This is a genomic window from Singulisphaera chitinilytica (assembly GCF_049331405.1).
GTDB lineage: Bacteria > Planctomycetota > Planctomycetia > Isosphaerales > Isosphaeraceae > PoT.
In genome coordinates, this window is record NZ_CP186274.1 from 664685 (window position 1) to 685307 (window position 20623).

General features: G+C 65.7%; 20 protein-coding genes. 8 read left to right on the plus strand and 12 right to left on the minus strand.

Annotated elements, in window-relative coordinates; translation table 11 throughout:
• Window positions 1–46 precede the first annotated feature (46 nt).
• From ACOYYX_RS02435 to ACOYYX_RS02460, 6 genes are all read right to left on the minus strand, one after another.
• Window positions 47–982 carry a dockerin type I repeat-containing protein gene (locus ACOYYX_RS02435; RefSeq protein ID WP_422928344.1) on the minus strand — a complete coding sequence of 312 codons (936 nt, stop codon included), beginning with the start codon at window positions 980–982 and terminating at the stop codon, window positions 47–49.
• 82 nt (window positions 983–1064) lie between these two features.
• The gene (locus ACOYYX_RS02440; protein WP_422928345.1) at window positions 1065–2918 is read right to left on the minus strand and encodes a TolC family protein; all 1854 of its coding nucleotides are present in this window, start codon (window positions 2916–2918) and stop codon (window positions 1065–1067) included.
• Window positions 2919–2945: 27 nt separating this feature from the next.
• Window positions 2946–3602: a TolC family protein gene (locus tag ACOYYX_RS02445; RefSeq protein ID WP_422931581.1), complete on the minus strand. Its 657-nt coding sequence runs from the start codon at window positions 3600–3602 to the stop codon at window positions 2946–2948.
• Complete coding sequence (locus tag ACOYYX_RS02450; protein WP_422928346.1) at window positions 3569–3817, minus strand: hypothetical protein; 249 nt, start codon at window positions 3815–3817, stop codon at window positions 3569–3571. The genes ACOYYX_RS02445 and ACOYYX_RS02450 overlap by 34 nt, the downstream gene beginning before the upstream one ends.
• Window positions 3811–4491, minus strand: a complete 681-nt coding sequence (locus ACOYYX_RS02455) for a hypothetical protein (RefSeq protein ID WP_422928347.1) — start codon at window positions 4489–4491, stop codon at window positions 3811–3813. Before ACOYYX_RS02455 ends, ACOYYX_RS02450 begins: the two co-directional genes overlap by 7 nt.
• Before the next feature lie 761 nt (window positions 4492–5252).
• Complete coding sequence (locus ACOYYX_RS02460; RefSeq protein ID WP_422928348.1) at window positions 5253–6836, minus strand: hypothetical protein; 1584 nt, start codon at window positions 6834–6836, stop codon at window positions 5253–5255.
• 480 nt (window positions 6837–7316) lie between these two features.
• Here ACOYYX_RS02460 and ACOYYX_RS02465 point away from each other — a divergent pair, with 480 nt between their 5' ends.
• Both ACOYYX_RS02465 and ACOYYX_RS02470 read left to right on the plus strand, forming a co-directional pair.
• Window positions 7317–7583, plus strand: a complete 267-nt coding sequence (locus ACOYYX_RS02465; RefSeq protein ID WP_422928349.1) for a hypothetical protein — start codon at window positions 7317–7319, stop codon at window positions 7581–7583.
• Window positions 7584–8271: 688 nt separating this feature from the next.
• Window positions 8272–8397 carry a hypothetical protein gene (locus ACOYYX_RS02470; RefSeq protein ID WP_422928350.1) on the plus strand — a complete coding sequence of 42 codons (126 nt, stop codon included), beginning with the start codon at window positions 8272–8274 and terminating at the stop codon, window positions 8395–8397.
• A 320-nt stretch (window positions 8398–8717) separates the two neighbouring features.
• Here ACOYYX_RS02470 and ACOYYX_RS02475 read toward each other — a convergent pair whose 3' ends face one another.
• Window positions 8718–9431, minus strand: coding sequence for a GntR family transcriptional regulator (locus tag ACOYYX_RS02475; protein WP_422928351.1), 714 nt, complete (start codon window positions 9429–9431; stop codon window positions 8718–8720).
• A gap of 435 nt (window positions 9432–9866) precedes the next feature.
• On the opposite strand from ACOYYX_RS02475, the gene ACOYYX_RS02480 reads away from it, so the two are divergent.
• From ACOYYX_RS02480 to ACOYYX_RS02495, 4 genes are all read left to right on the plus strand, one after another.
• Window positions 9867–10091: a hypothetical protein gene (locus ACOYYX_RS02480; RefSeq protein ID WP_422928352.1), complete on the plus strand. Its 225-nt coding sequence runs from the start codon at window positions 9867–9869 to the stop codon at window positions 10089–10091.
• Between the two features lie 215 nt (window positions 10092–10306).
• On the plus strand, window positions 10307–11365 hold the full coding sequence (locus tag ACOYYX_RS02485) for a DUF1559 domain-containing protein (protein ID WP_422928353.1): 1059 nt from the start codon (window positions 10307–10309) through the stop codon (window positions 11363–11365).
• 84 nt (window positions 11366–11449) lie between these two features.
• On the plus strand, window positions 11450–12628 hold the full coding sequence (locus ACOYYX_RS02490; protein ID WP_422928354.1) for a DSD1 family PLP-dependent enzyme: 1179 nt from the start codon (window positions 11450–11452) through the stop codon (window positions 12626–12628).
• Between the two features lie 84 nt (window positions 12629–12712).
• A complete protein-coding gene (locus ACOYYX_RS02495; RefSeq protein ID WP_422928355.1) occupies window positions 12713–14770 on the plus strand; it encodes a serine hydrolase in 2058 nt (685 codons plus the stop codon).
• A 15-nt stretch (window positions 14771–14785) separates the two neighbouring features.
• On the opposite strand, the gene ACOYYX_RS02500 is transcribed toward ACOYYX_RS02495, so the two are convergent.
• From ACOYYX_RS02500 to ACOYYX_RS02520, 5 genes are all read right to left on the minus strand, one after another.
• Complete coding sequence (locus ACOYYX_RS02500) at window positions 14786–17005, minus strand: hypothetical protein (protein WP_422928356.1); 2220 nt, start codon at window positions 17003–17005, stop codon at window positions 14786–14788.
• A 140-nt stretch (window positions 17006–17145) separates the two neighbouring features.
• Window positions 17146–17637: a hypothetical protein gene (locus ACOYYX_RS02505; protein WP_422928357.1), complete on the minus strand. Its 492-nt coding sequence runs from the start codon at window positions 17635–17637 to the stop codon at window positions 17146–17148.
• A gap of 55 nt (window positions 17638–17692) precedes the next feature.
• Window positions 17693–17938: a hypothetical protein gene (locus ACOYYX_RS02510; RefSeq protein WP_422928358.1), complete on the minus strand. Its 246-nt coding sequence runs from the start codon at window positions 17936–17938 to the stop codon at window positions 17693–17695.
• 61 nt (window positions 17939–17999) lie between these two features.
• Window positions 18000–18533, minus strand: a complete 534-nt coding sequence (locus ACOYYX_RS02515; protein WP_422928359.1) for a hypothetical protein — start codon at window positions 18531–18533, stop codon at window positions 18000–18002.
• Window positions 18534–18583: 50 nt separating this feature from the next.
• On the minus strand, window positions 18584–19006 hold the full coding sequence (locus ACOYYX_RS02520; RefSeq protein WP_422928360.1) for a hypothetical protein: 423 nt from the start codon (window positions 19004–19006) through the stop codon (window positions 18584–18586).
• Between the two features lie 139 nt (window positions 19007–19145).
• On the opposite strand from ACOYYX_RS02520, the gene ACOYYX_RS02525 reads away from it, so the two are divergent.
• Complete coding sequence (locus tag ACOYYX_RS02525) at window positions 19146–19649, plus strand: hypothetical protein (RefSeq protein ID WP_422928361.1); 504 nt, start codon at window positions 19146–19148, stop codon at window positions 19647–19649.
• A 99-nt stretch (window positions 19650–19748) separates the two neighbouring features.
• Window positions 19749–20513 (plus strand): hypothetical protein, encoded by a 765-nt coding sequence (locus ACOYYX_RS02530; RefSeq protein ID WP_422928362.1) that lies wholly within the window; start codon window positions 19749–19751, stop codon window positions 20511–20513.
• The last annotated feature ends 110 nt before the right edge of the window (window positions 20514–20623 follow it).

A 20623-nucleotide genomic window follows, 5' to 3' on the forward strand; every position in this document is an offset into this window, starting at 1 on the left:
TAGGCTTCTGGACCTGGCATTCGGCGCGTCACGGACGAAACAGGAGCTATTTCAACGGCGAGCCGGAAGCGGCGTAACTGAGCCAGTAGATCGGATAGGACATGATCGCCTGCTGGCCGTAGCCGTCGATCGCCATGAACTGGTAGCTGTTGATCCCTCGTACGAGCGAGACGTTGACGGAGAAGTTGCCGTGTGCGTCGGCAGGGAGGACGGCACCGGTGAAGGTGTAAGTGCCCTCCGTGCCGTCCATGAAGACCATCGCCCCGGGCGTGGTGTGGCCCAGGATCGTCACGTCCTTGAACCGGGTCTTGCCGCCCGAATTCTTGGGGGTCGAGCCCCTGGCGGCGTCCTGGGGGGCGAGCGCGAAGGTGATCGTCAGGGGGATCTTCGGAGTCGGCAGCGGGAGGTTGCGCAGCAGGAGTTGCGCATCGCCGATGCCGACCTGGCCGTTGTGGTTGGCGTCGGCCGCGGGGTTGTAATTCGCGTCCTTGGTCGTGCTGTTGTAGGCCTTCGCGAAGGCCACCTCATCGGCGAGCGTGACCTGGCCGTCGCCGTTCACGTCGCCGGGGAGCGTGGCACCGACCTGGAACGAGCCGGTCGAATCGTCTTGCCCCGTGACTCCCGTCGTGACGGTGCCGGGGTTCCCGGCCCTGATGAAGACGGCCGCCGCCTCGTGACGGCCTGGCACGAACGGGGCGCCTCGGCGGATGGAGAGCGCCCTGCCGTTGGTCCCCGTCGCCCCAGTCACCGCCGGCTTCAGGCTGCTTTCCTCGCCGGGCGACACGAGCTCCGAGAGGATCGCCGAGCGTCGGCCGCTGAGATTACGCTCGCTCAGGGGGACCGAGACGTGCGCGATCGCCCGGGGGCTTTGCACCACGCCGGTCGCCACGGCCAGGGTATTGGCCGGCACAGCCGCGCTCGGCACGATTCGGACCTCGAAGACGTCGAAGGTCGGTTTGTATCGCATCTTCAACGAGGACACGTGAGGATCTCCTGAAGTCGGGTGCCTCGGCCTTCGCCGGGCCTGGGCCGTGTCGAGCCAGCGTCATCGCCGATGGGCACGCTCAAGGCACGGGAGGAAGCGAAACCTGGATCGGGTTCGGCGGCGGCCCGGGCACCCCGGCGGGGATGGCGGGGTTCGCCATGCCAGGCGGCAGGGGTAACGGTGGATAGGCGATGGGCGCCGGGGGCAGCGGGTCGGTGGCGGGACGCTCCAGAGGCGGGGGAGAGCCGAGCGACACGAAGAGCTGCAACTGGGCGCGATTATAGTCGAGGATCGCGGCAAGGTGGTCCTGCCGAGCCTGCGAGAGCAACTCGAGGCTATTCGTCAGCTCGATCGGCCGCCCCACCGTGTTCTTGAGCCGGTCCAGGTCTTCCTTGAAGCCCTGGGTCGCCGTGTCGAGCTGGCGGGCCGTCGCCACGACCCGACCTTGAGCCGCCCCGGCCCTCGCGAGCGAGGCCGCGACCTCGCGACGGATCGTGGTGATCGTCCGCGAACGATCCCCCATCGCCTGGCCGACCTGCGCTCGCTGCCGGCGCTGGATCGCGAGATTGCCGAGGCCCAGGTTCTGCAAGGTCCAATAGGCCATGACGTCGATGTCGGTACGTCCGCCGACGTTGCCCACCAACGGCGGCGCGATGTTGCTGCCGCCGCCGAAGGCACCGCCGCTGACGCCGAGCCATAGCGTCGGCAGCCAGGGGCGGGCGAGCTCCTTCTTGAGCCGGGCCTCGGCCGTCTCGATCGCGGCGGTCCGGGCACCGATCTCGGGGCGACGAACCATCGCGGTCTGGATCAGGCCTTCCACCGGGCTTCGCGGGTCGATCAGCTCGATGGGGGCGATCCCGGGCACCTGTGGATGGACCCGCACGACCGGGTCGAGGTGCAGCCTTCGCGAGAGCCGGGCCGACGCGACGGCCGCGTCTTCCTCGGCCCGTTCGACCTGCCTCCTCACGAGCTGGTGCAAGGTCGCCGCACGATTGGCGTCGGAGCGGAACCCTTGCCCCGTGATGGCGTACGACTGGGTCAGCTTGGCCGCCTTGAGGATGTCCGCTTCGGTCTCTCGCCTGAGCATCAGCGAGGTCTCGGCCGCGGCCAGCTCGTAATAGGCCGTGGCGGCGTCGAGCAGGACGGAGTTCGCCGTCGCGATGGCCTCGAACTCGCTGCGCTTCACGTTCTGCTTGGCCGCGAGCGGCTCGAACAGGGCATCGGTGAGGGGCGTCGAGATGTTCAGGCCAGGAACCGCCACGGTCGTCTGGCCGACGGCGAAAGCACCGCCGCCCATATAGATCGACTGGTTCGAGACGCTGTAGATCTGACCCGTCGACCGCTGATAGACGCCGGTGTGGCCGTGGTATGTCACCCCCGCGTTCACGTTGGGGACGAGGAGCACACGGGCAGATTGCTGGAGCCCCAACGCCTCGACGATCCGCTGGCGGGCCTCGGCGATTTGCGGGTTCTCGACCTCGGCCAGTCGGAGCGCCGTGGTGAGGTCGATCGGATAGTCGGAGGCCGCGGGGGGCACGACGGGCGCGTTCGACGTCTCGAGCAACTCCACGGGCTTGGAGGCGTTCGGCTCGACGGCGATCTCACCGGGCTTCGAGCCGGGAGTTGCCGATGGATCGGGGCCCGGCTGGAGGTTGGTACGGGTCCGCTCGACGCCGGGATCCCTGGCGGTCTCGGTGCCGGGCGTCGTCGGGGCCGTGACCATTCGGGGAAGCTCGGGGGGCGCCGTCACGCTCGTCGTTGAGGCGTTCGCCTGGATCTGGTCGGTCGGCGGGATGACGCCGGCGTACTGATGGGCCGAGTGCTGGGTCGCGCATCCCGCCAGGTCTGTCGCGAGCAGGGCCATGATCGCCCAGCTCCGCCAGCGCCGCGGCGGGCAGCCGCTTCGAATTCGAGGGAGCCTCGGGGATGTCATCCTGATTCCTCCGTGCCGTTCCATGGCTTATCGCACCGCCCGACGCGGGTTCGACGCCGCGATCGGCCTGCTGCTCAACGCCGGCGCGGCGGCAGCCGGGGCTGCGGGGCGGACATTGGGAGCGGCGGGGCCGTTGCTGGTGGCGCGCTGACCCGGCGCCGTCACGCCGGCCGTCGGCACGGGGCGGGCGAGCATGGCCGCGGGGGGCTGCCCCAGCGCGACGTAGAGGGCGAACTGGGCCTCGTTGTAGTCGACGATCGCATCGAGATATTCCTGCCTGGCCCTCGCGAGGAGCCGCATGCTGTCGAGCAACTCGATCGGCAGGCCGACCGTGTTCTCGAGGCGGGCGACGTCCTCATTGAAGCCGTCGGTCCCGGTCCGCACGGCCCGCTCGGTGGTGCCGATCTGGGCGTAGCGTGCATGAGTCCTGGCGTAGGCTTCGGCCACCTCGACGCGCACGCGGTCGAGCACGGCGATCTCCTGGAACTGGGCGACGCCCAGCCGGCTCCTCGCCACCCGGATCAGCGCGGCGTTGCCCACGCCCAGATTCTGGAGGGTCCAGTAGGCGTAGACGTCAATGTCGGACCGGCCGCTGAAGTTGCCGAAGATCGGACGGACGAGGTTGCTGCCGCCGCCGAATCCGCCCGCGCTCAGGCCGAGGAGGACCGTCGGGGAGAACGGCAGGACCTTGCACTCTCGAGTGCCAGCATCGCCTCCTTGATGGCGGCCCGGCGCTCGGCGAGCTCGGGGCGTTGCATCAGGGCGATGGCGATCAGCTCATAGACGGGCATCGGGTCGGGGACGATCGGCCGGGGGACGACCCAGGCGTCGGTCGGATGGAGCCGGATTGACGGGTCGAGGTTGAGCACCTCGCATAGCCGGGCCGAGGCCGTCAGCACGAGCCCTTCGGTCGCCTGGAAGTCGGCCTCGCGCTTGGCGAGTTCGGTCGCCGCGCGGTCGGCGTCGGACTTGCGCCCTGGCCTGTCTCGGCGTAGGCGGCCGTCAGCTTGGCGACGAGGCGGGCGTCGTCGCGGACCTGCATGGCAATGGCCCGCGAGCCTTCCGCCCGGAGCAGTCCGCAATAGGCGAGCGTCGTCTGGAGGAAGGCTTGGTTGCGGATGGCCACGGTTGCGAACTGGCGCTGGGCCTCGACCTGTCGGGAGACGAGGTAAGCGTAGACGCCCGTCGCCACGTTGCCGGTGAGGATGAGCCCGGGGATGTTGACCGAGCCGCCGCCGATGCCGAACGCACCTCCGCCGACGTAGACCGAGCTGCGATTCACCGAGAGGATGTTGCCGCTCGACTGCTGCAGATTGCCGGTGTGCGTGTCGAATGTGACGCCGAGGTTGATGGACGGCAGGATCATCGCCGCCGCCTGCTGCTTCAACGCCGTCGCCTCGGCCACCCGCTGCTGGGCGATCAATAGCTCCGGATTCTGGACCCCGGCCAGGTGCAGCGCGACGTTCAGGTCGAGCGGCTGCACCGTGGGATCCAGGATCGAGGGCGAGACCGGCAGCAGAGGGACCGTGGCGGCGTTCGTCGCGCCGGATCCGGGATCGGCCGGAAGGGCCATCGCGTCCGGGGTCGCATAGACGTCAGGCCGCGTCGGGGCTCCGGGAGGGGCGGGCAATCTCGCCGACGAGGCAGGGCGATCGGGTGGATTGAGACCCGGCGCAGAGACCGGATCCTGGCCCCCGCTTGCCTCGCTCGGCATGGGGCACGCTGCGAAGGCAATCATCAGGGCCGGGGCCGAGAGCCACCAGCAATTCTGTCTAACAAGGATGCCGATGGTCCCCATCGCGTCCTCCGGTTCCAAGCCGTTCGGCGACTAAGATGTTCATGTTCATGAGCACAGCCATCCTGGCCGCGCGGAAAGTTCCAAACGTCTCTTCGTCGAGGCGTATACTCGGTCGCCCGGCCGAGAGTCGTCCAACGATGGGCCTGACGCCGACTCTCCCCCGTTAATGCGATCTACGCTCCGCATCTTTGCGATCGAGGACGCCGTGCATGATCGTGGCGATCACCAGAGCTGCCTAGGACTCCTGATTGGCCTATCCTTGACAACCGCCAAAATTCTCAGGCCCACGAAGGCAAGCCAGGCTGGCTTCTTCACGAGATATCGACTTCCCTCGATTTCCTTCTGGATTCAAAATGGGGGCCAACAGTAAAAGTGGCAATATGCATAGGATAAAGGTAAAATCTGATTTACCTGCTCTTCATAAAGGAGCTTACATTGCCCGAACTCGCTTGATCGCCAAAGCTCCTGGCCTATAGGCCCAGCCGCGTAGGACGTTGAGCCAATAGGCCAGGAGCCACTGATGAGAAGGATTTGGGTTACGGATTTATCTCGTCAGTGATGTTCGAGGGGCGAGGAGGTATAGACATCATCCCCATGCCTCCCATGCCACCTCCCATGCCTCCCATGCCTCCCATGCCACCTCCCATGCCTCCCATGCCGCCTCCCATTCCACCCATACCGCCGCCCATACCGCCCATGCCACCTCCCATGCCGCCCATACCTCCACCACCGCCCGAGATGAGGGAGATGGGGATGATGGCGAGGTCGGCGACCGGGTAGACGCGGATCTCGGTCGGGGTGTCCTCGGCGTTCTCCGAGGTGATCGTGATCATCCCATCCTTCACCGTGTAGGTGAGGGTGAGCTGCTTGAGGATCAGGCGGAGGGTCGTCTTGAGGGGCACGCCTTCGAGGTCGAGGGTGACCGGCGAGGACATCGTCTTCTCGGCCTCCTGCAGGCCGACGGGGTCGACGTAGATCGGGATCCCCGAGTCATTGGCCCCGGTGGTCGCCGTCTTGATGTACTTGAGGACTTCCTCGAACGGCGTCTCGTTGGGGAAGGACATTGTGATCGGCTCGTTGAGCTTCTCGATGATGTTCTTCGTCTTGGGGTCGCGGTCGAGCAGGTCGACGGCTTTGCCGTAGCGCTTGATCCGCTTCTCCGAGAGGGTCCGCCAGTGCTCGGCGTCGGGATACTCGATGGTGATCGTGTCGGGGAATGGCACGGCGGCTCGCTCTGCGTCCTGCATGGAGAGCATGAAGCGGAATTCTTTGAGCTGCTCGTAGGCCATCTCCTGGGCCAGGAACCCGGTCGTCGAAGCCACGAAGGCACCCACATGAGGGGTCGGGTCGTTCGGCACCAGGGCGTGGGCCTTCTGGGCGAGCAGGCGGGCCTCGTAGAACGGTGCCGTGGTGGCGACGATGTCGCCGGTGCCGCCGTTAAAGAGGACGTTGTACTGCCCCTGGGCCATCAGGCTGTCGAACTGGATCATCATGGTGCTGACCGTGTCGTGGTTGCGGGTCAGCAGGTCCAGGGCGCGGACCTGCTGCTCGGCCGCGGCCTCAAGGCGGAGCTTCTCGGCGCGATCCTGGACGATCTGTTCCTCGGCCCTGACGGTCGAGATCAACTGGGCCTGGATTTCGCGGTCGAGCGAGTCGCGGACGTCATCGGGGACGTCGGTCGAAGAACGTATGACCGTCTGCTCGAGCCGGAGGGTATTGAGGGCCGCCTCGGGTTGGCCGGAAGCGACCAGGTCGCGGGCCGTCTGGAGGCGTTGACGGACGTCGGCCGTCAATTGCTGCCGCTGTATCGCCTCCAGACGCTCGGCCTCCTCGATGTTGGCCTGCGGCCGCTGGGGATCGGTCGGCGACGTCTCCATGCTGTCGGGTGTTGGCTGCAACTTCGTCGAGGCCTGTGACGCCCTCTTGATGCGACCGGCATGCTCGTACCGCTCGATGGCACGGATGGATTCAGCATGGTGAGGGTCGAGACTCAACGCCTTACGGTAGAACTTCAGGGCCTGTTCGCTTTCCCCCTGGGCCGTGGCCTGTCGGCCGAGTCTTGCGAGTTGATCGGGCAGCGAGGGGGGATCGGCAGCCCTTGAATGTCGGACAGGGAGCATGGAACAGGCCAGAGCGATTGCGAAAACCGCCTTCCAGACTCGGGGGGATCTTGGCATGGTCGGGGCTCTTTCCGGCAGGGTGAGTTTCCGAACCGGGGCGGCCTGGCCTTCTCAACGAGCGAGGGCCCGTGCCCAGGTTCCTGATCTCTCCACCCATTCTGGAAGCGCCGAGTAAATTTACGGTAAGAGGCTGGTAAGATCGCCCTTACGCTAATTTTATTAAAGCACATCCCCATGCCAGATCGACCTCGATAGCTCGACTGGGACACCTCAGAATGGCATGCCCGCAACGGATGAAGGGGCGGCTTTGGCCATACCTGTTCGGACGCGGTTTGAAGCTTCTTCGATGAGTATGGGATGAGGCGACGAGGCCGGTATTTACCGGTGCCGGCCATCGGGGTGACCTTGGAATTGGTCCAAGCTCGCCCAATTACCACGATGGGCTACTCGCGGCTTTGTCCACATGGATGGGTTGCAGCTATGCCGATCGACAACGAACGTCCCGTAGGTCTCCATCTCGCCGACAAGGGCCAGAAGCGAGCGGCCATGATGGCCTACGTGGCCGCTCGCGGGCCGAGCGGGATGAGCGACCTAGAGCTTGGCCTCGGCTCCCTCTCGAACAAGGAGCTGCTTCATCTGACGCTGACCGAGTTGCTAGCGGCCGGGCGTTTCCCATGCGAGATGCGGACGTTCATCATGGTGAATCAGAAGGCGAAGGCCCGGGTCACAGCGACGAGATCCACGTAGCCGCGCCGGGCTCTGAGCATGCTACACGACGCCTAGTGGTGGAATGATTCGCCGACATCAGATAACTGCGGACGTTCGTCGCGAGCTTCCGACGGCTCAAGACGATCATCCATCATCGCCTCGACGGCACCGACTTCGAGTGCGCCAGCTTGCCCCTGGGGGCCGCCCCTCCCTCGGTCCTCGATCCCGCCTACTGCGACTTTTCCCCGCGGTTTCGCCCTTACCGGATGTGTGTTGCGATTGATGGCCCCCTCGCAGCGGACCGATGCCCCTCGCCTCATCACGCGAGGATCGAGCAAGGCAAGGGGGGAAGTCGCCAGGACGAACGCCCCGGACCAAATCAGGAGTTGCTTCGATCGAACCACGGCGATGTAACGTTACGGTAACGTACGCGTAGCGCTACAAGCCGGGAGGGCCCGGCCGCGATTCCAGCCTCCGAGGGGAGCGCCCACTGACCACTCCGAGGCAACGTTGCCGAAGCGTTGCATTTCGTTGCCGCAACGTTGCAGCAACGCGTTGCATGGCGTTGCTGCAACGCTTCACGGTCTCTGGGCTTCTCGGCGAGCAGGGTGATGACGGTCGTGCGCCTTGAGACGTCGAATTCTTGGCTCACAGGTGGAAAACGTGGAGGAGAGCCCCGGCCACCTGCCGAAACCCCTCAAGAGGGCAATGCCACTCGGGAGGGACCATGCTCAAGATCATCATCCTCGAAAGGCCCCTGGCCGGCCTCGACCTCGAGACCACCGGGACCGACGCCGGGGTCGATCGCATCATCGAGATCAGCGTCCTATGCCTACCCCGAGGTCAGTTCTGATCTGTTGACCATGGGCAACGATGTCTCAGGAGATTCCGTGAAACAGAGCGTCCCCGCCCACGTGGGTAGTTCGGATGGTTCGGCAGCACAACGGTAAGCCGCCCTCCCCGCGGGACCGCCGTATCCCCTCCCGCTACTTTGCCCAGCCCACTCTCCGTCGGTGCATCGAACTCGATTCCCTTGTCCGGCATCGTCGGCGAGACCTCCTCGACGCTCCGGCCTGATGCCGTCCTAACTGAGCAGGCCTTCGGCCGTTGTTGCATGGCCGAGTCCGGGGCAGTAGCTGCTTCGGACCCACACCCGCCGCCGTGCGCCTCGTCTCAGGCCTTATCTACCCGAAGGATGTAAGCCTTCATCGCGGCGATGATTCGTTCGTTGGCCATGGTGATCTGATCGCTTTGAAGCCTCCGAGCACGGTCGGGGTTGCGGTCCTTGATCGCCTCGACCAAGAGGACATGCTCTTGCGTGGCATTCGCCGCGTCGAGGCCGACATCCAGGCCTAGATAGAGCGGCCTCTGGAGTTCGTCCAGCACCGTCACGACCATAACTTCGAGGCGGTGATTATGACTCGCACGCGCCAGCTCGCCGTGGAAGAGGCTGTTGGCCTTGAGGTACTGGGCGTAGGTCTCGCGGTCGCCGGGCGTGTACCGCAACTCCACGAACTGCATCATGCGTTCTAGCTCGGCCGGGGTCGCTCGCTCGGCGGCGAGCCCGGCGGCCGCCGTCTCCAGGATCAGGCGAGATTCGCACAGCTCGCGAATATCGTCCTCGGTAATGAGGGTGACCGCATAGCCGCAGTAGGGGATCCGGGTCAGTAGATTCTCCTGGGACAAGCGGTTCAAGGCCTCGCGGAGCGGGGTCCGCGAGACCTTGAACTCGTCCGCGATCTCCTTCTCATTCAGCCGTTGGCCCGGCAAGATTGTGCATGTGAGGATGCGATGCTTCAGGAGGCCGTAAACGCGATCCGGCAACGCCTGCGGTGGCTCGATCGTCGCATTGAGTTCGGAGAGAGGCCTCGATCGCTTGACAGGCATATCCATGCGCCTTCGGAGAAATCTGACACGTCCCCGGCGATAAGTGCTTGACCTCACCGGAATATTGTATACAATCCGCGTTGTATTGGCAAGCCGTACTCAGCGGCGCATTCGGACGAATGTCTCAAAAAGCATGATGCGAGCTGGAAGCAATTTGGGCGGCGTGTCTCCATCGAGAAGGTGGCCGGGATTGCATACGCCCTGCGACAGAGCCCGCCAAATCGGACTGATCGAATAGGTCATACGCCAAGGTCGATTCGATCGCGAATCATCAAGCATGATACCGCCTCTCTCCCACGCTCCTCGCCGGGAAGGATGGCCTCCCGCCTTGCTTGGCACTCGAGCCATCCCACTCCCCTATCGTGTCGCCTAACGTGGCGTACCGCCTTTCGGCACACTCGTTGTCCGAATCCTCTGGAACAAAGGAGACGTGGATTGTCGTACCCATTTGATCGCCGCTTGTGGCACATCGGGATTGGGCTTGTTGGGTCGCTGCTCCTCTCCGCCTTCGCGCTGACGTCGCCGGGTTGCGGCGGCGGGACGGGCGACAGCGGAGTATCCGCTGCCGTCGACCCGAAGGCCGACGATCGGAACTCGAAGTACAACGATTACATGAAGTCCAAGCCCAAGGGGAAAGGCCTGAAAATCAAGAAGGAGTAGGCCTCACACCCGTCGACGTCCGCAAGCCCTCAACCTCTCCGAGAACGCCGAACCGGCCCGAATCTCTCCCCGAGCCTCGGCTTCTCTGCCCCCGGAAAACCGTGGTGACTCGGTGCCTTGTCCGTCCGGATCGGCCCCCAGCTCCACGCCACTCCCCGCGGTTATCTCGCTCCTCTCCCATCTCAGGCCATCTGTACTCGAAGAGGAGGAATACGATGCATTCCACGCGAAGTCGAGCCTTCACGCTCATCGAGCTCCTGGTTGTAATCGCAATCATCGCCGTCCTCATCGCGCTGCTACTGCCCGCCGTCCAGGCGGCGCGAGAGGCCGCGAGGCGGATGCAGTGCGTCAACAATCTCAAGCAGATCGGCCTGGCGCTCCACAACTACCATTCTTCGCACGGTTCATTCCCCCTGGGGGCCTCGCTGAATTCCTACGACTACAGCACGGACACGACCTCCTGGACCAACTGGTCGGCTCAGGCGCTGCTGCTCAACTACATCGAGCAGTCGCCGCTCTACAACGCGGTCAACTTCAACTTCTCGCCCGAGCCCACCGGCCAGGGCCTGCCCGGTCCGGCGGTCAATTCGACCTCGTACAACATGAAGATCGGCGTCTTCCTCTGCCCATCGGACGGCAACGCGGGCCAGGTGAACATCAACAGCTACCACGCCAGCACGGGCACCACCAGCTACAACGAGGCCCCGACGGATTGGGGTGCCGCCACCAACCAGACGACGGGCGTCTTCGCATTCCAGCTCTCGAAGTCGGTGGCGAACGTGACCGACGGGACGTCGAACACCATCGCCTTCTCCGAGGCCCTGGTCGGCGACCAGAATACTTCGGGCCCGCGGAGAGGCAATGGCACAGGGAATTCCGGGTCGTCCCAAGCCGCCAACAAGCTCGACATCAGTGGAATCTCCGGCAGCCTCATGACCGACCTGCAGGCGTGCAGTACGACGTATCAGACCGTCTTCACGGCCAATGACCGTGGCTATCGCTGGGGCTTCGCTGCCATGGGCGTCTCGCTCTTCAACACGATCGTCCCCCCCAACGGGGGAGGGAAGTACTCCTGGAACTCCTGCCGCGTGGACTGCTGTTCCCAGGCCCAATCGGCCCACTACCTGGTCGCTTCCAGCAATCACAACGGCGGCGTCAACACCCTGATGACCGACGGCAGCGTGCGATTCATTAAGGATTCGATCTCGATCCAGACATGGTGGGGCCTGGGGACCGTGGCCAATGGCGAGGTCTTGAGCTCGGACAGTTACTGATCGAGGGCCGTACTCCTCCCTCCGCCCCCTCGCGTCGAGGAGGGGGTGGAGGCGTTCAGGCGGCCGGTTGTAAAAGGGCTTCTCATGTCCACCGATCGCCTCGCGGGGCACGCGACAAACAAGGACGACCTCCCGACGCCCGCCCTGCTCGTCGACCTCGACCACTTCGAGGCAACCCTCGAGGCGATGGCCGCCCAATGCCGCCGCCAGGGCTGTTACCTCCGGCCGCACGCGAAGACGCACAAGTGTCCGGAAATCGCCCGCAGGCAGGTCGCCGCCGGCGCCCGGGGCATCTCGACGGCGACGGTCCCGGAGGCCGAGGCGATGGCCCGGGCCGGGATCCCGGGCGTCCTCCTCACATCACCGATCGTCGAGCCGGGCAAGATCTCGCGGATGGTCGACCTCGCCCGGTCCGGATGCGAGGTGCTGCTGGCCGTCGGCCACCTCCGACAGGTCGAACTCCTTGCCGAGGCCGCGATGGCGGCCGGGACGCTCGTCGACGTCCTCGTCGACCTCGATGTCGGGGACCACCGATTCGGGATCGAGCCCGGCGAGCCCGCGCTGGGGCTGGCCCGCGCGATCGATCGTAGCCCTTCGCTCCGGCTCCGCGGCGTTCAGGCCTACTCGGGCCTCGCCTCCCACGTCCGGGGCTACGAGGCCCGTCGGTCGGCCTCGCTGGGGGCGATGAGCCGCGCCGTCGAGACGCTCGACCTCCTCCGCCGCTCGGGACTCGACAGCGCGTACCTCTCAGGCGGGAGCACGGGGACCTACGACATCGACTGCCGCCTGCCCGTCGAGGTCGAGCTGCAGTGCGGCTCCTACATCTTCATGGACGTCGAATACCGGGCGATCGGATCGCGCGACGGCGGGGCAGCCTACGATGACTTCCGACGCAGCCTCAGCGTGCTCACCACCGTGGTGAGCGTCGACCGCGAGGGACACGCCTCGGTAGACGCCGGCGTCAAGGCGTTCGCGACCGAGACGCCATTCCGGCCCGAGGCCCGGGATCGGCCCGGCCTGGAATATAAGTACTTCGGCGACGAGTTCGGCAAGGTCACGGCGCGTCCGGGTGCGGACTCCCCCGCAATCGGCGACCGCCTCGAATTCTACGTCCCCCACTGCGACCCCACGGTCCACCTCTACGACCGGCTCTACGCGGTCCGTGGGGATATCGTGGAGGCCGTCTGGGATATCGTGGCACGGAGGGAGGCGCCGATGACTCGGGGCCGCCGATCCGAGGTCGTCGACCGCCCCTGGCGGTGACAATCCTCAAGTGATTTCCAATAAGTGATCATTCTTCGGCATCGACAAACGGGGGCGGGTGTGTCCTACGTCGGATTCTTGCGGGTGTGCTTGCTGACATCATGCGCCTTCGCGGCCGGGGACTCCGAATCCGGGGGTGCCCCCACCGCGGAGTTCCGCGACGCGCGGGCCTACGTCGTCGGCCTCGTGGAACGCGGCGAGATCCCTTCCGCGGCCGTCGCCGTCCTCAAGGGCGACGAGGTCGTCTGGGCGGAGGGCTTCGGCCTCGCCAACCGGCAGACCGGGGCGAAGGCGACCCCGGACACGATCTACCGGCTTGCCTCCATCTCGAAGCCGATCACCGCCACGGGGTTGATGATCCAGGTCGACCGCGGGCGCGTGGACCTGGACGCGCCGGCGAACCGATACCTGGCCGGCGCCAAGCTCTCGGCCAGGGCCGGGGACGCGGACGCCATCACAGTGCGTCGGCTGGCGAATCACACTGCGGGCTTGCCCCTCCATTACAACCTCTTCTACGACGGCCACCCGGCTACCCCGATCGACGAGTCGATCCGCCGCTACGGCTTCGCCGCGACCGAGCCCGGCAAGGCCTGGGAATACTCCAATTTCGCCTTCGGCGTCCTCGGGCTCATCACGGAGGCCGCGTCGGGGTCGCCGTGGCGGACTTTCATGGACGGCGAGCTCTACGGCCCGCTCGGGATGATCCGCACGTCGGACCGAGTCCGTCCCGGCCATGAGGCCGAGGGGGCGGTCCCCTACAGCAGGGACGTGTCGGGCCGATTCGTCCCCGTCGGCGACTATGGTTTCGACCATCCCGGCGCCTCGGCCATATGGAGCAGCGCCAACGACATGATGCGGTTCGCCAGGATGCACCTCCGTGGGGGCGAACTCGACGGCGTCCGCGTCCTCAGCGAGCGGGCCATTAAGGCGATGCAGGAGCCGACCGGCCGACGAGGCGAAGGTTCGGCGATGGGCGTCTCCTGGGCCATCACGACGGAGCGGGGCCACCGCTGCATCTCGCACACCGGAGGGATGCCGGGCGTGTCGACGGTCTTGCGGATCTTTCCCGACGATCGTGCCGCCCTCATCGTGCTGATCAACAGCAACACCCACAGTGTCAACCGATCCCTCGCCACGCGGCTCACCCGGGCCCTCTTCCCCGACGGTGGGGCGAAGGACGAGCAGGAGGAGGACGACGGTCCTTCGCGGTCAGAGGACCGCGACGTCGGCGGCTCGTGGGCGGGTGGCTGGACCGGTAAGCTCGTCCACCCCGACGGCGACGTGCCGCTCAAGCTGACGCTCGAGGCCCCCAGGACGGCCCGCGTCGCCTGCGCCGGCCGTCCTCCGGTCGAGCTCTCCGAGGTGGCCTTGCGCGACGGCCGGCTTCACGCGAGGCTCGACGGCCTCCTCTTCGCCCGCCCCGACTACCACGGCGTCTCGTGGCTCGACTTCAAGCTCTCTTTGAAGGGGGATCGCCTCGTCGGGGTCGCGACCGCGACCGGTCCGGAGTATTACGCACTGCCGCACTGGGTCGAGCTGGCGAGGGCGCCCGCCACCGAGGTCGCCGTGGGCGAAGCCGAGTACGACCTCCTGCTCAAGGCAGGCCGAGTGGTCGACGGATGCGGCACCCCCTGGTACGTCGCCGACGTGGGGATTCGCGACGGCCGGATCGCGGCGGTCGGACGCCTCGGCGACGCGAAGGCCGGGCGGGTTGTCGCGACTCAGTTCACGCTCGTGGACCCGGCCGGGAAGGTCAGGGGCGAACTGGGCATCAACGAGAAGGGGCAGCCAACCCTAGAACTGACCGGCAATGAGCTGGGCAGGGCCATCTTCGGTTTCCAGGGGAGCGAAGAGGACTTCTCCTACATGGAACTTTCCGACCGGCAAGGCCGGCAGCGGATCTCGGCGACCACCGAGAAGGATGGAGCCGAGATTTCATTGATGTCCCCATCGGGGCCGGATGGTGTGAAACTGACTCAGTTCGACCCCTCGGGCCCGAGCGTGACCCTGAGCCGCAGCAAGGACGATCCCAACATCCAAATAGGGGTGACATCAGTTGGGGGCGCCTCGGTGGAAATCTTCGACATTGAAGGCAACGCCGTGAAAGCGATCTCCCACGGAGGCCAACCGAGGCTCCGGTAAAACCTCTGGATTGCCTTACCACCCGAGCATCGACTGCAAAGTGCCGATGGTCGAAGGCGGCCCCTTGACGGCGGGCGGGGCGGCGGCCGGCGCCTTCGCCGCCTTGCCCTCGGCGATCATCTTCTCCAGATTCTGGTTGGCCTTCTTCAGCTCGTTGATGACTTCCTGCTCGCTGTTCGCCTTGGCCGACTCGTCGGCGAACACATGCTGATACATGTTGTTTCCGAGGAATTGTCCGGCCATGCCGGCCAGGCCTGCCGGGCCTCCCGTGAAACCCGCCGCGAGGTCCCCGACCGACATCCCGTCCCTCGGGGGCTCGGCCTTGCCGCCGAGGTCCTCGATCTGCTTCCGCCGGTTCTCCGCCATCCGCTTGTCGATCATGACGTCTCGCCCGGTGCGGAAGCCGAGCGTCTTGAGGGACTCCCACTTCTGCTGGAATTTCCCCATCCCGGTGTCGTCCATTCCCTCGCGGATCAGGTCGTCCTCGGCCTCGACCCGCCCGGTCTCGTACTCGACGTGCTTCATCCCGCGCTCGGTAGTAGCGGCGTCGCGATTGGCCAGCGCGATCTTGTACCTCCCGGTCTTGCTCTCCAGGTATTCCTTCGCCTTCTCGGCCGCGAGGCCCTTCTCGACGGGCTTCGCGGCATCGTCCATGATCCGTTCGTAGTCGCCGCTCAAGTGGCCCTCATAGAACCGCCCGATGCTGCGACGCTCGGCCTGATTGGCGAACCCCCGATCCTGGAGGAACTTGTCCAGCGACTGGCCTTTCTGAAGTTTGGTATCGAGATATTTGAAGAACTTGCGGAATTTCACATCGGGGTTGTCCGCATCCTCGATGCCGGCCTCCGTGATCGTCTCGCCCTGGCTCTGCAAGGCGCCCTTGCTCATAGTCATCTTGCCGAAGCGCTCGAGCCCTCGGACGCCCTGCTCGACGGCCGTGGCGGCCGAACCCGGGCCCGACTTCGATGCGATCGCGGTCAGCCCGGCCGCGGCATAAGGGTCGTGGAATCTGCCCTCCAATTCGCCCGAAGTCATTGCCGTCAAAACCTTTGCGTACTGCTCGGTGCTCTGCTTCTGGGTGCCGCGGCCCTTGCCCAGGAGGATGTCGACCTTGGTCGCGGCATCCGCGACATCCTCGGCCTGCAAGTTGTTGCCCTCCATGAAGCTCGGGATCAGCCCGATGGCACCGGCCCGGGCCTTGACCGTCCCCTCGCCGCCGCCCGTCCTGGCCGCGAACTGGGCCGCGAAGACTTCCAGCTTGTCTCGCTGCTCCTGGTTGATCTTGTCGAAGCCGACCGTGCCCATCGTGTTCGCCAATTCGTTCCGGAGGGTCACCGCCTCGGGGTGCGTCATGCCCGAGGCCTTCCTCACATCCAGGTGATGCTTCAATTCTTCATCGGAGGGGAATGCTTTTTCTTTGATGGCGCTGATTTCCCGAAGGTCGCTCAGCGTGTCCAGGGTCTTCCTGGCCATCTCGAGCGCGCTGTCCTTGGCGCTGACGAAGGATTCCGCGAGGCTCTCGACGCTCACGACGAGGGCAGCGATCCCGGCCCCGGCGACGGCGACGCTGGTGAGGGCCCCCTCGAGCCCCATCGCCCCCGCCGCCGATTCGATGAACGATTTCTTCTCGGCCGACCCCGCGGCGATCGCCTGATTGATGCGGGCCTGGTTGGCCTTCGCCATCATGGAGTTGCGGGCGCGGAGCGCGACATCCTCGTTCGAGAGGGACTTGACCACGAGCTTGTCTTTGGCGGCCTGCGCCCTCTCGGCCGCCCTCAGCAGGTCCCCCTGCATCTTGATGCCGGACATTCGGAGCTGATCGATGCCGACCATGGAGCGGGTCTTGGCCGCCTCCTCGGCCTTCATCCGCTTGTCGACCGAGGCCAGGTGGGCCTTCTGGGCCTTGTCGGCCGCGGCCCTCTGCAAATCCCCGAACTTGACGGCCGACATCTGGAGCGAGTGCAGCCCGACGTCGATCTTCTGCGCCGCCGCGGCGTGGGCCTTCGCGCCCGCGGCCTGGGTGTGGGCGGCACCGAGGTTCGCGACCGCCGCCGTCGCGGTATTCGCGCCGGCGGTGGCGGACGTGTTCAGCTTGGCGAAGGCCTTATCGATCGACGCGCCCGCCTTGGTCGCCGCCTTGTCGAGTTGCGTCATCGACGTCACGAGCTTCCGCGCGGCGGCCTCGGCCTTCGTCGACTCGATCTGGAAGGAAATCTTATAGGATCGCTTGGCCACGATGCAGTCTCCTCGCTATCCGATGCCGGCGAGGCCGGCGATGCGCACAGCTCCCGGGCCCTGATCTTCGCACCATTTGTTCGGGTCTGGCGGCCTCCGGAGGAGCCGCCAGAGGTTCGATTCCACATAGTCTGCGACCGTCATCCCTCGGTAGCAGGGGATCCCTCCGAAGGCGAATCCGCAGAGTCGCTGCCATCGGGCGAGTGTTTTGGGCCGACGCCCGTGGCCACCCCCATGACGTCATCCCGCAGTCGTGCGAGCGGGTGGCGTCCGCTGGGGTCGTCGTAGATGAAGCGCAAGAGCTTGTTCAACTGGGCCGACGTCAGGTCGTAGTTCGCCGTCAGGAGGGCGCGGGCGATGGGGAGTTCGACCGAGGCCGCGTCGGCCAGCTTGACCATCCCGTCCTCGGTCGAGGCGAACATCTCCTTGCGCCGGTCGAGGAGGGACTGGTAATCGTCGCGCCCCTCCAGCGTCAGGCTGCTCCTCCAGCCGGTGTCCGATTCGTCGTGGGCCTCGAAGATCACCAGGGGATTCCGCAGGATCCACTGCTGTCCGTCTGCCAGCGTGACCGGCGTCCCGTCGACGAAATCGGCCCGGCGTAGTTCGTACTCTCTGAGCAATTCTTCGGTCATTGCCGTCTTCCTCGAATCGGTGGGTTGAGGTTTCGAACAAGGGAGGATTGGACGATCAACGGCGGTCCTGGCGATCCAGGGGCCGACGCACAATGGCGGGGTCGATCTTCATCGACCCGGGATCAACAGGCGGCCTCCGGATGATGGCGGCGGAGATCTTGGCCAGGGCCGCGGCCTGGACGTTGGCCTTGGCCTTGGCCGCGAGCTCTCGTTGCTTGGCGAGGAAGGCCTTCCATTGATCCGGCGTGAAGCCGGGGATCTTGGAGAGCGCTTCGTTGAGTTCCTGCTTCTGGACGGTCATTCTTGTGCCTTTCGAAGGTGTTCAGGCTGAGGCGGTCGTGCGTGGTCATGGAGCCCACGCGTCAATTCACGGGGTCGATGGTGCTGCCGAGGATCTCATCGAGGGCGAGGCGGACCCGCCGCTCGAGGAAAGCGAGGTCGCCCTCGCGCATCGTCCCACGGTTCGCCCGGACCAGCTCCAGGACCTCGGCGCGGATGATGGCGTCGCGGCGGCCGAGCTCGCGCAGGGTCAGCGCGAAGGATCGCAGGCTCTCGGCCATCAGCAGCAGGGGGGCGGTGTCGGACGAGTCGCCAGCTTCCACCCAGGAGTCGAATCCCTCTTGATCGGGGTCGATGGGCGGCGGGGCCGAGGGCGTCTCCGGCTCGGGCATGGGCGGGAGCGCCTCGGCCAGGCGCTGCTCGACCGTCTCGAGGAACTTCGCCCTTGCCGGGCCCCGGTGGGCGCCGATGTTGTCGGCGTAGATGGCGAGGATCTCTCGCCGGATCCATTCGTCGGACTGGCCGGCGCGACGCAGTGCCTCGGCGGAATGGCGGACGAACCTCGCCGCGAAGGAGAGCGGGGCCGGGCTCCCGGCGGCCTCCCATCCCGCGATCATCGCCCTCATCTCCGCGTTCGCTTCGGCCAAAGATATCACAGTCGTACAAGTCATAATTCGGTCTCCTTTGCGGCAATGGCCTTGATCGCGTCGCTCGTGATCGGGTCCGGCATGTCGGCGGGTTCCGCGAGGACCTCGGCGATGGCCTGCTCCACCAGGGGGAGCAGGTAATCCCTCGCTTTCCGATCGTCGCCGACGATCTCGGCGAACGTCTCAGCGATGTCGTCGCGAATGCCTTTCTCTGTAAACCTGTGCTTACGGAGGAGCCGGACTCGGTCCTTCGTCCGACGCAGCACGAGGAGGCTCGGGCTGGGACGGCCGGCGGCATCCCAACGGTCGACGGTCGCCCGCTGTTCGGGGGTCAATTCGCTGTAATGAATCAGCATTTCGGCAAACCCTTTCTTGTGAGAGATGACGCAGACTCGGATCGAGGCGGTCAGTGCCTTGAGCCCGGCTTCATTCGAGCGGGTCACTCCACTGGTCCCGCCGAATATTGGGACGGATCGCTACGACCGTTGCGTCACCACGGGCCCGGGTCAGGGGCGACGAAAGTCCTAGCGTCGATCCCGACGAAGATAGGTGGAATCCGTCCCAAGCCCGAGGAGCAGTCGTATGAAGTGCCCGCGATGCGGTGAAGGCTTTCCGGTATCCCGTGCTCGCTCGATCCCGTCGGATCGGCCCGAGGTCGGCCGCGTCAAGGCGTGCCGAAAGTGTGGCCATTTCGGCGTGGTCCGCCGCGACCTGAAGCTGGGGAAGCTGCCTCAGGACCTGAACTTCCCGGACGTGATCCGAGGGACCGCGGGGCTGACCTCGTTCGATCTCGAGGTCTATTCCGACCTGTACCTCGTCGCCGTGTGCCAGAACATCACTTACGACCCGGCCGAACTCGCCAACCCCAAGCCGCTCACCTCGAGCCTGACCTCCGATTTCACCGTCGATCATTTTCGATGCTCGGCACTGCCCGAGGGCACTCCGGCCCGCCGCAGGCGATGGGCGATCCTGAGGGCCCTCGCCATGCTGATCCGTTGCGGTGCTCTCGAGAAGACTCGCGTCTCGAAGACCAGGGAGCGGACCATATGGTCGCTCAAACTCGCACGCTACCGCCATCCGGCCTGATCGGCGGATTGGCCGGTGGATGAACCCTCGCCACAAGGCTCTCGGCAACATATACTTACTCAGATGGACGCTCACTCCGAACGACAGCCTTGGGAGCAGATGCCCGACGAGTCGGCCTCCGCCTACCGCGCGTTCTTGGTGTATCGCGATCTCGGTCCGGATCGGACGGTAAACCTTGCCTCCCGCAAGCTTGCGGAGATGCCGTCGCCCGAAGGGGCGCGGAAGAGGCGCGGAAAGGCTGCGGAAGGGCCGCGGAAAGGCGCGGAGAATCCGAAACCAGGCGCCTCCGGCCAGATTCGCAAGTGGGCCAAGGATTACAACTGGGCCGAACGAGCCACGGCCTACGACCAGCATCTCGCCAGGGCCAAGGTCCGGGGCGAGGTGAAGGCGATCGAGTCCTACGCGGCCAAGCGGCGGCGGGAGGAACTCGAGGCCGAGGACGTTGCCCTCGCCGCGGCGATCCAGCTCAAGATCGATGCCCTCCAAATCCTCAAGTCGCCCCTCTACACGACGACCGACGTCCGCGAGGAGCTCGGGCCGGATGGCCGGGTGATCGCCGTGCATAAAACCATCGAACCTGCGGGGTGGCGCAGGCGCGACGCCGCGTTCATGCTCAAGACGGCCAGGGATCTGGAGGATTCGGTCTTTCATTTCTCTCGTCGTGAGCAGGAGCAGTCGGCTGGGACCCAGGCCGACGCCGGCCCGAGGTTGCCGACGAATGGCGTCCAGGCAGTCGCCATGGCCCGGATCGAGGCCCATCGCGCGTCCATGCGCGCCAAAATGCTGAAGATGTCGCCTTCGCCACCCGGAAAGCTGGCCGATGACGAAGGCGGCGACCCCGGCAACGCGGCCGGGATTGCCTAGGGTGAGCTCTTCGTTCTCGATCGCTTAGGCGCTGCGGCCTTCGTTGCTCGAGTGTCCGACTTCCGCTCCGGCTTCGGTTGGAGCGCCCCGCTGAAGACCAGTTGCTCGAG

Excerpts from the sequence above, each read along its gene's own strand:
- ACOYYX_RS02465 (WP_422928349.1), top strand. The coding sequence starts at position 7,317 with ATGCCGATCGACAACGAACGTCCCGTAGGTCTCCATCTCGCCGACAAG.
- ACOYYX_RS02505 (WP_422928357.1), bottom strand. The coding sequence starts at position 17,637 with ATGACCGAAGAATTGCTCAGAGAGTACGAACTACGCCGGGCCGATTTC.
- ACOYYX_RS02530 (WP_422928362.1), top strand. The coding sequence starts at position 19,749 with ATGCCCGACGAGTCGGCCTCCGCCTACCGCGCGTTCTTGGTGTATCGC.
- ACOYYX_RS02460 (WP_422928348.1), bottom strand. The coding sequence starts at position 6,836 with ATGCTCCCTGTCCGACATTCAAGGGCTGCCGATCCCCCCTCGCTGCCC.
- ACOYYX_RS02440 (WP_422928345.1), bottom strand. The coding sequence starts at position 2,918 with ATGACATCCCCGAGGCTCCCTCGAATTCGAAGCGGCTGCCCGCCGCGG.
- ACOYYX_RS02510 (WP_422928358.1), bottom strand. The coding sequence starts at position 17,938 with ATGACCGTCCAGAAGCAGGAACTCAACGAAGCGCTCTCCAAGATCCCC.
- ACOYYX_RS02485 (WP_422928353.1), top strand. The coding sequence starts at position 10,307 with ATGCATTCCACGCGAAGTCGAGCCTTCACGCTCATCGAGCTCCTGGTT.
- ACOYYX_RS02525 (WP_422928361.1), top strand. The coding sequence starts at position 19,146 with ATGAAGTGCCCGCGATGCGGTGAAGGCTTTCCGGTATCCCGTGCTCGC.
- ACOYYX_RS02470 (WP_422928350.1), top strand. The coding sequence starts at position 8,272 with ATGCTCAAGATCATCATCCTCGAAAGGCCCCTGGCCGGCCTCGACCTC.
- ACOYYX_RS02515 (WP_422928359.1), bottom strand. The coding sequence starts at position 18,533 with ATGATCGCGGGATGGGAGGCCGCCGGGAGCCCGGCCCCGCTCTCCTTC.
- ACOYYX_RS02490 (WP_422928354.1), top strand. The coding sequence starts at position 11,450 with ATGTCCACCGATCGCCTCGCGGGGCACGCGACAAACAAGGACGACCTC.
- ACOYYX_RS02455 (WP_422928347.1), bottom strand. The coding sequence starts at position 4,491 with ATGGCCCTTCCGGCCGATCCCGGATCCGGCGCGACGAACGCCGCCACG.
- ACOYYX_RS02475 (WP_422928351.1), bottom strand. The coding sequence starts at position 9,431 with ATGCCTGTCAAGCGATCGAGGCCTCTCTCCGAACTCAATGCGACGATC.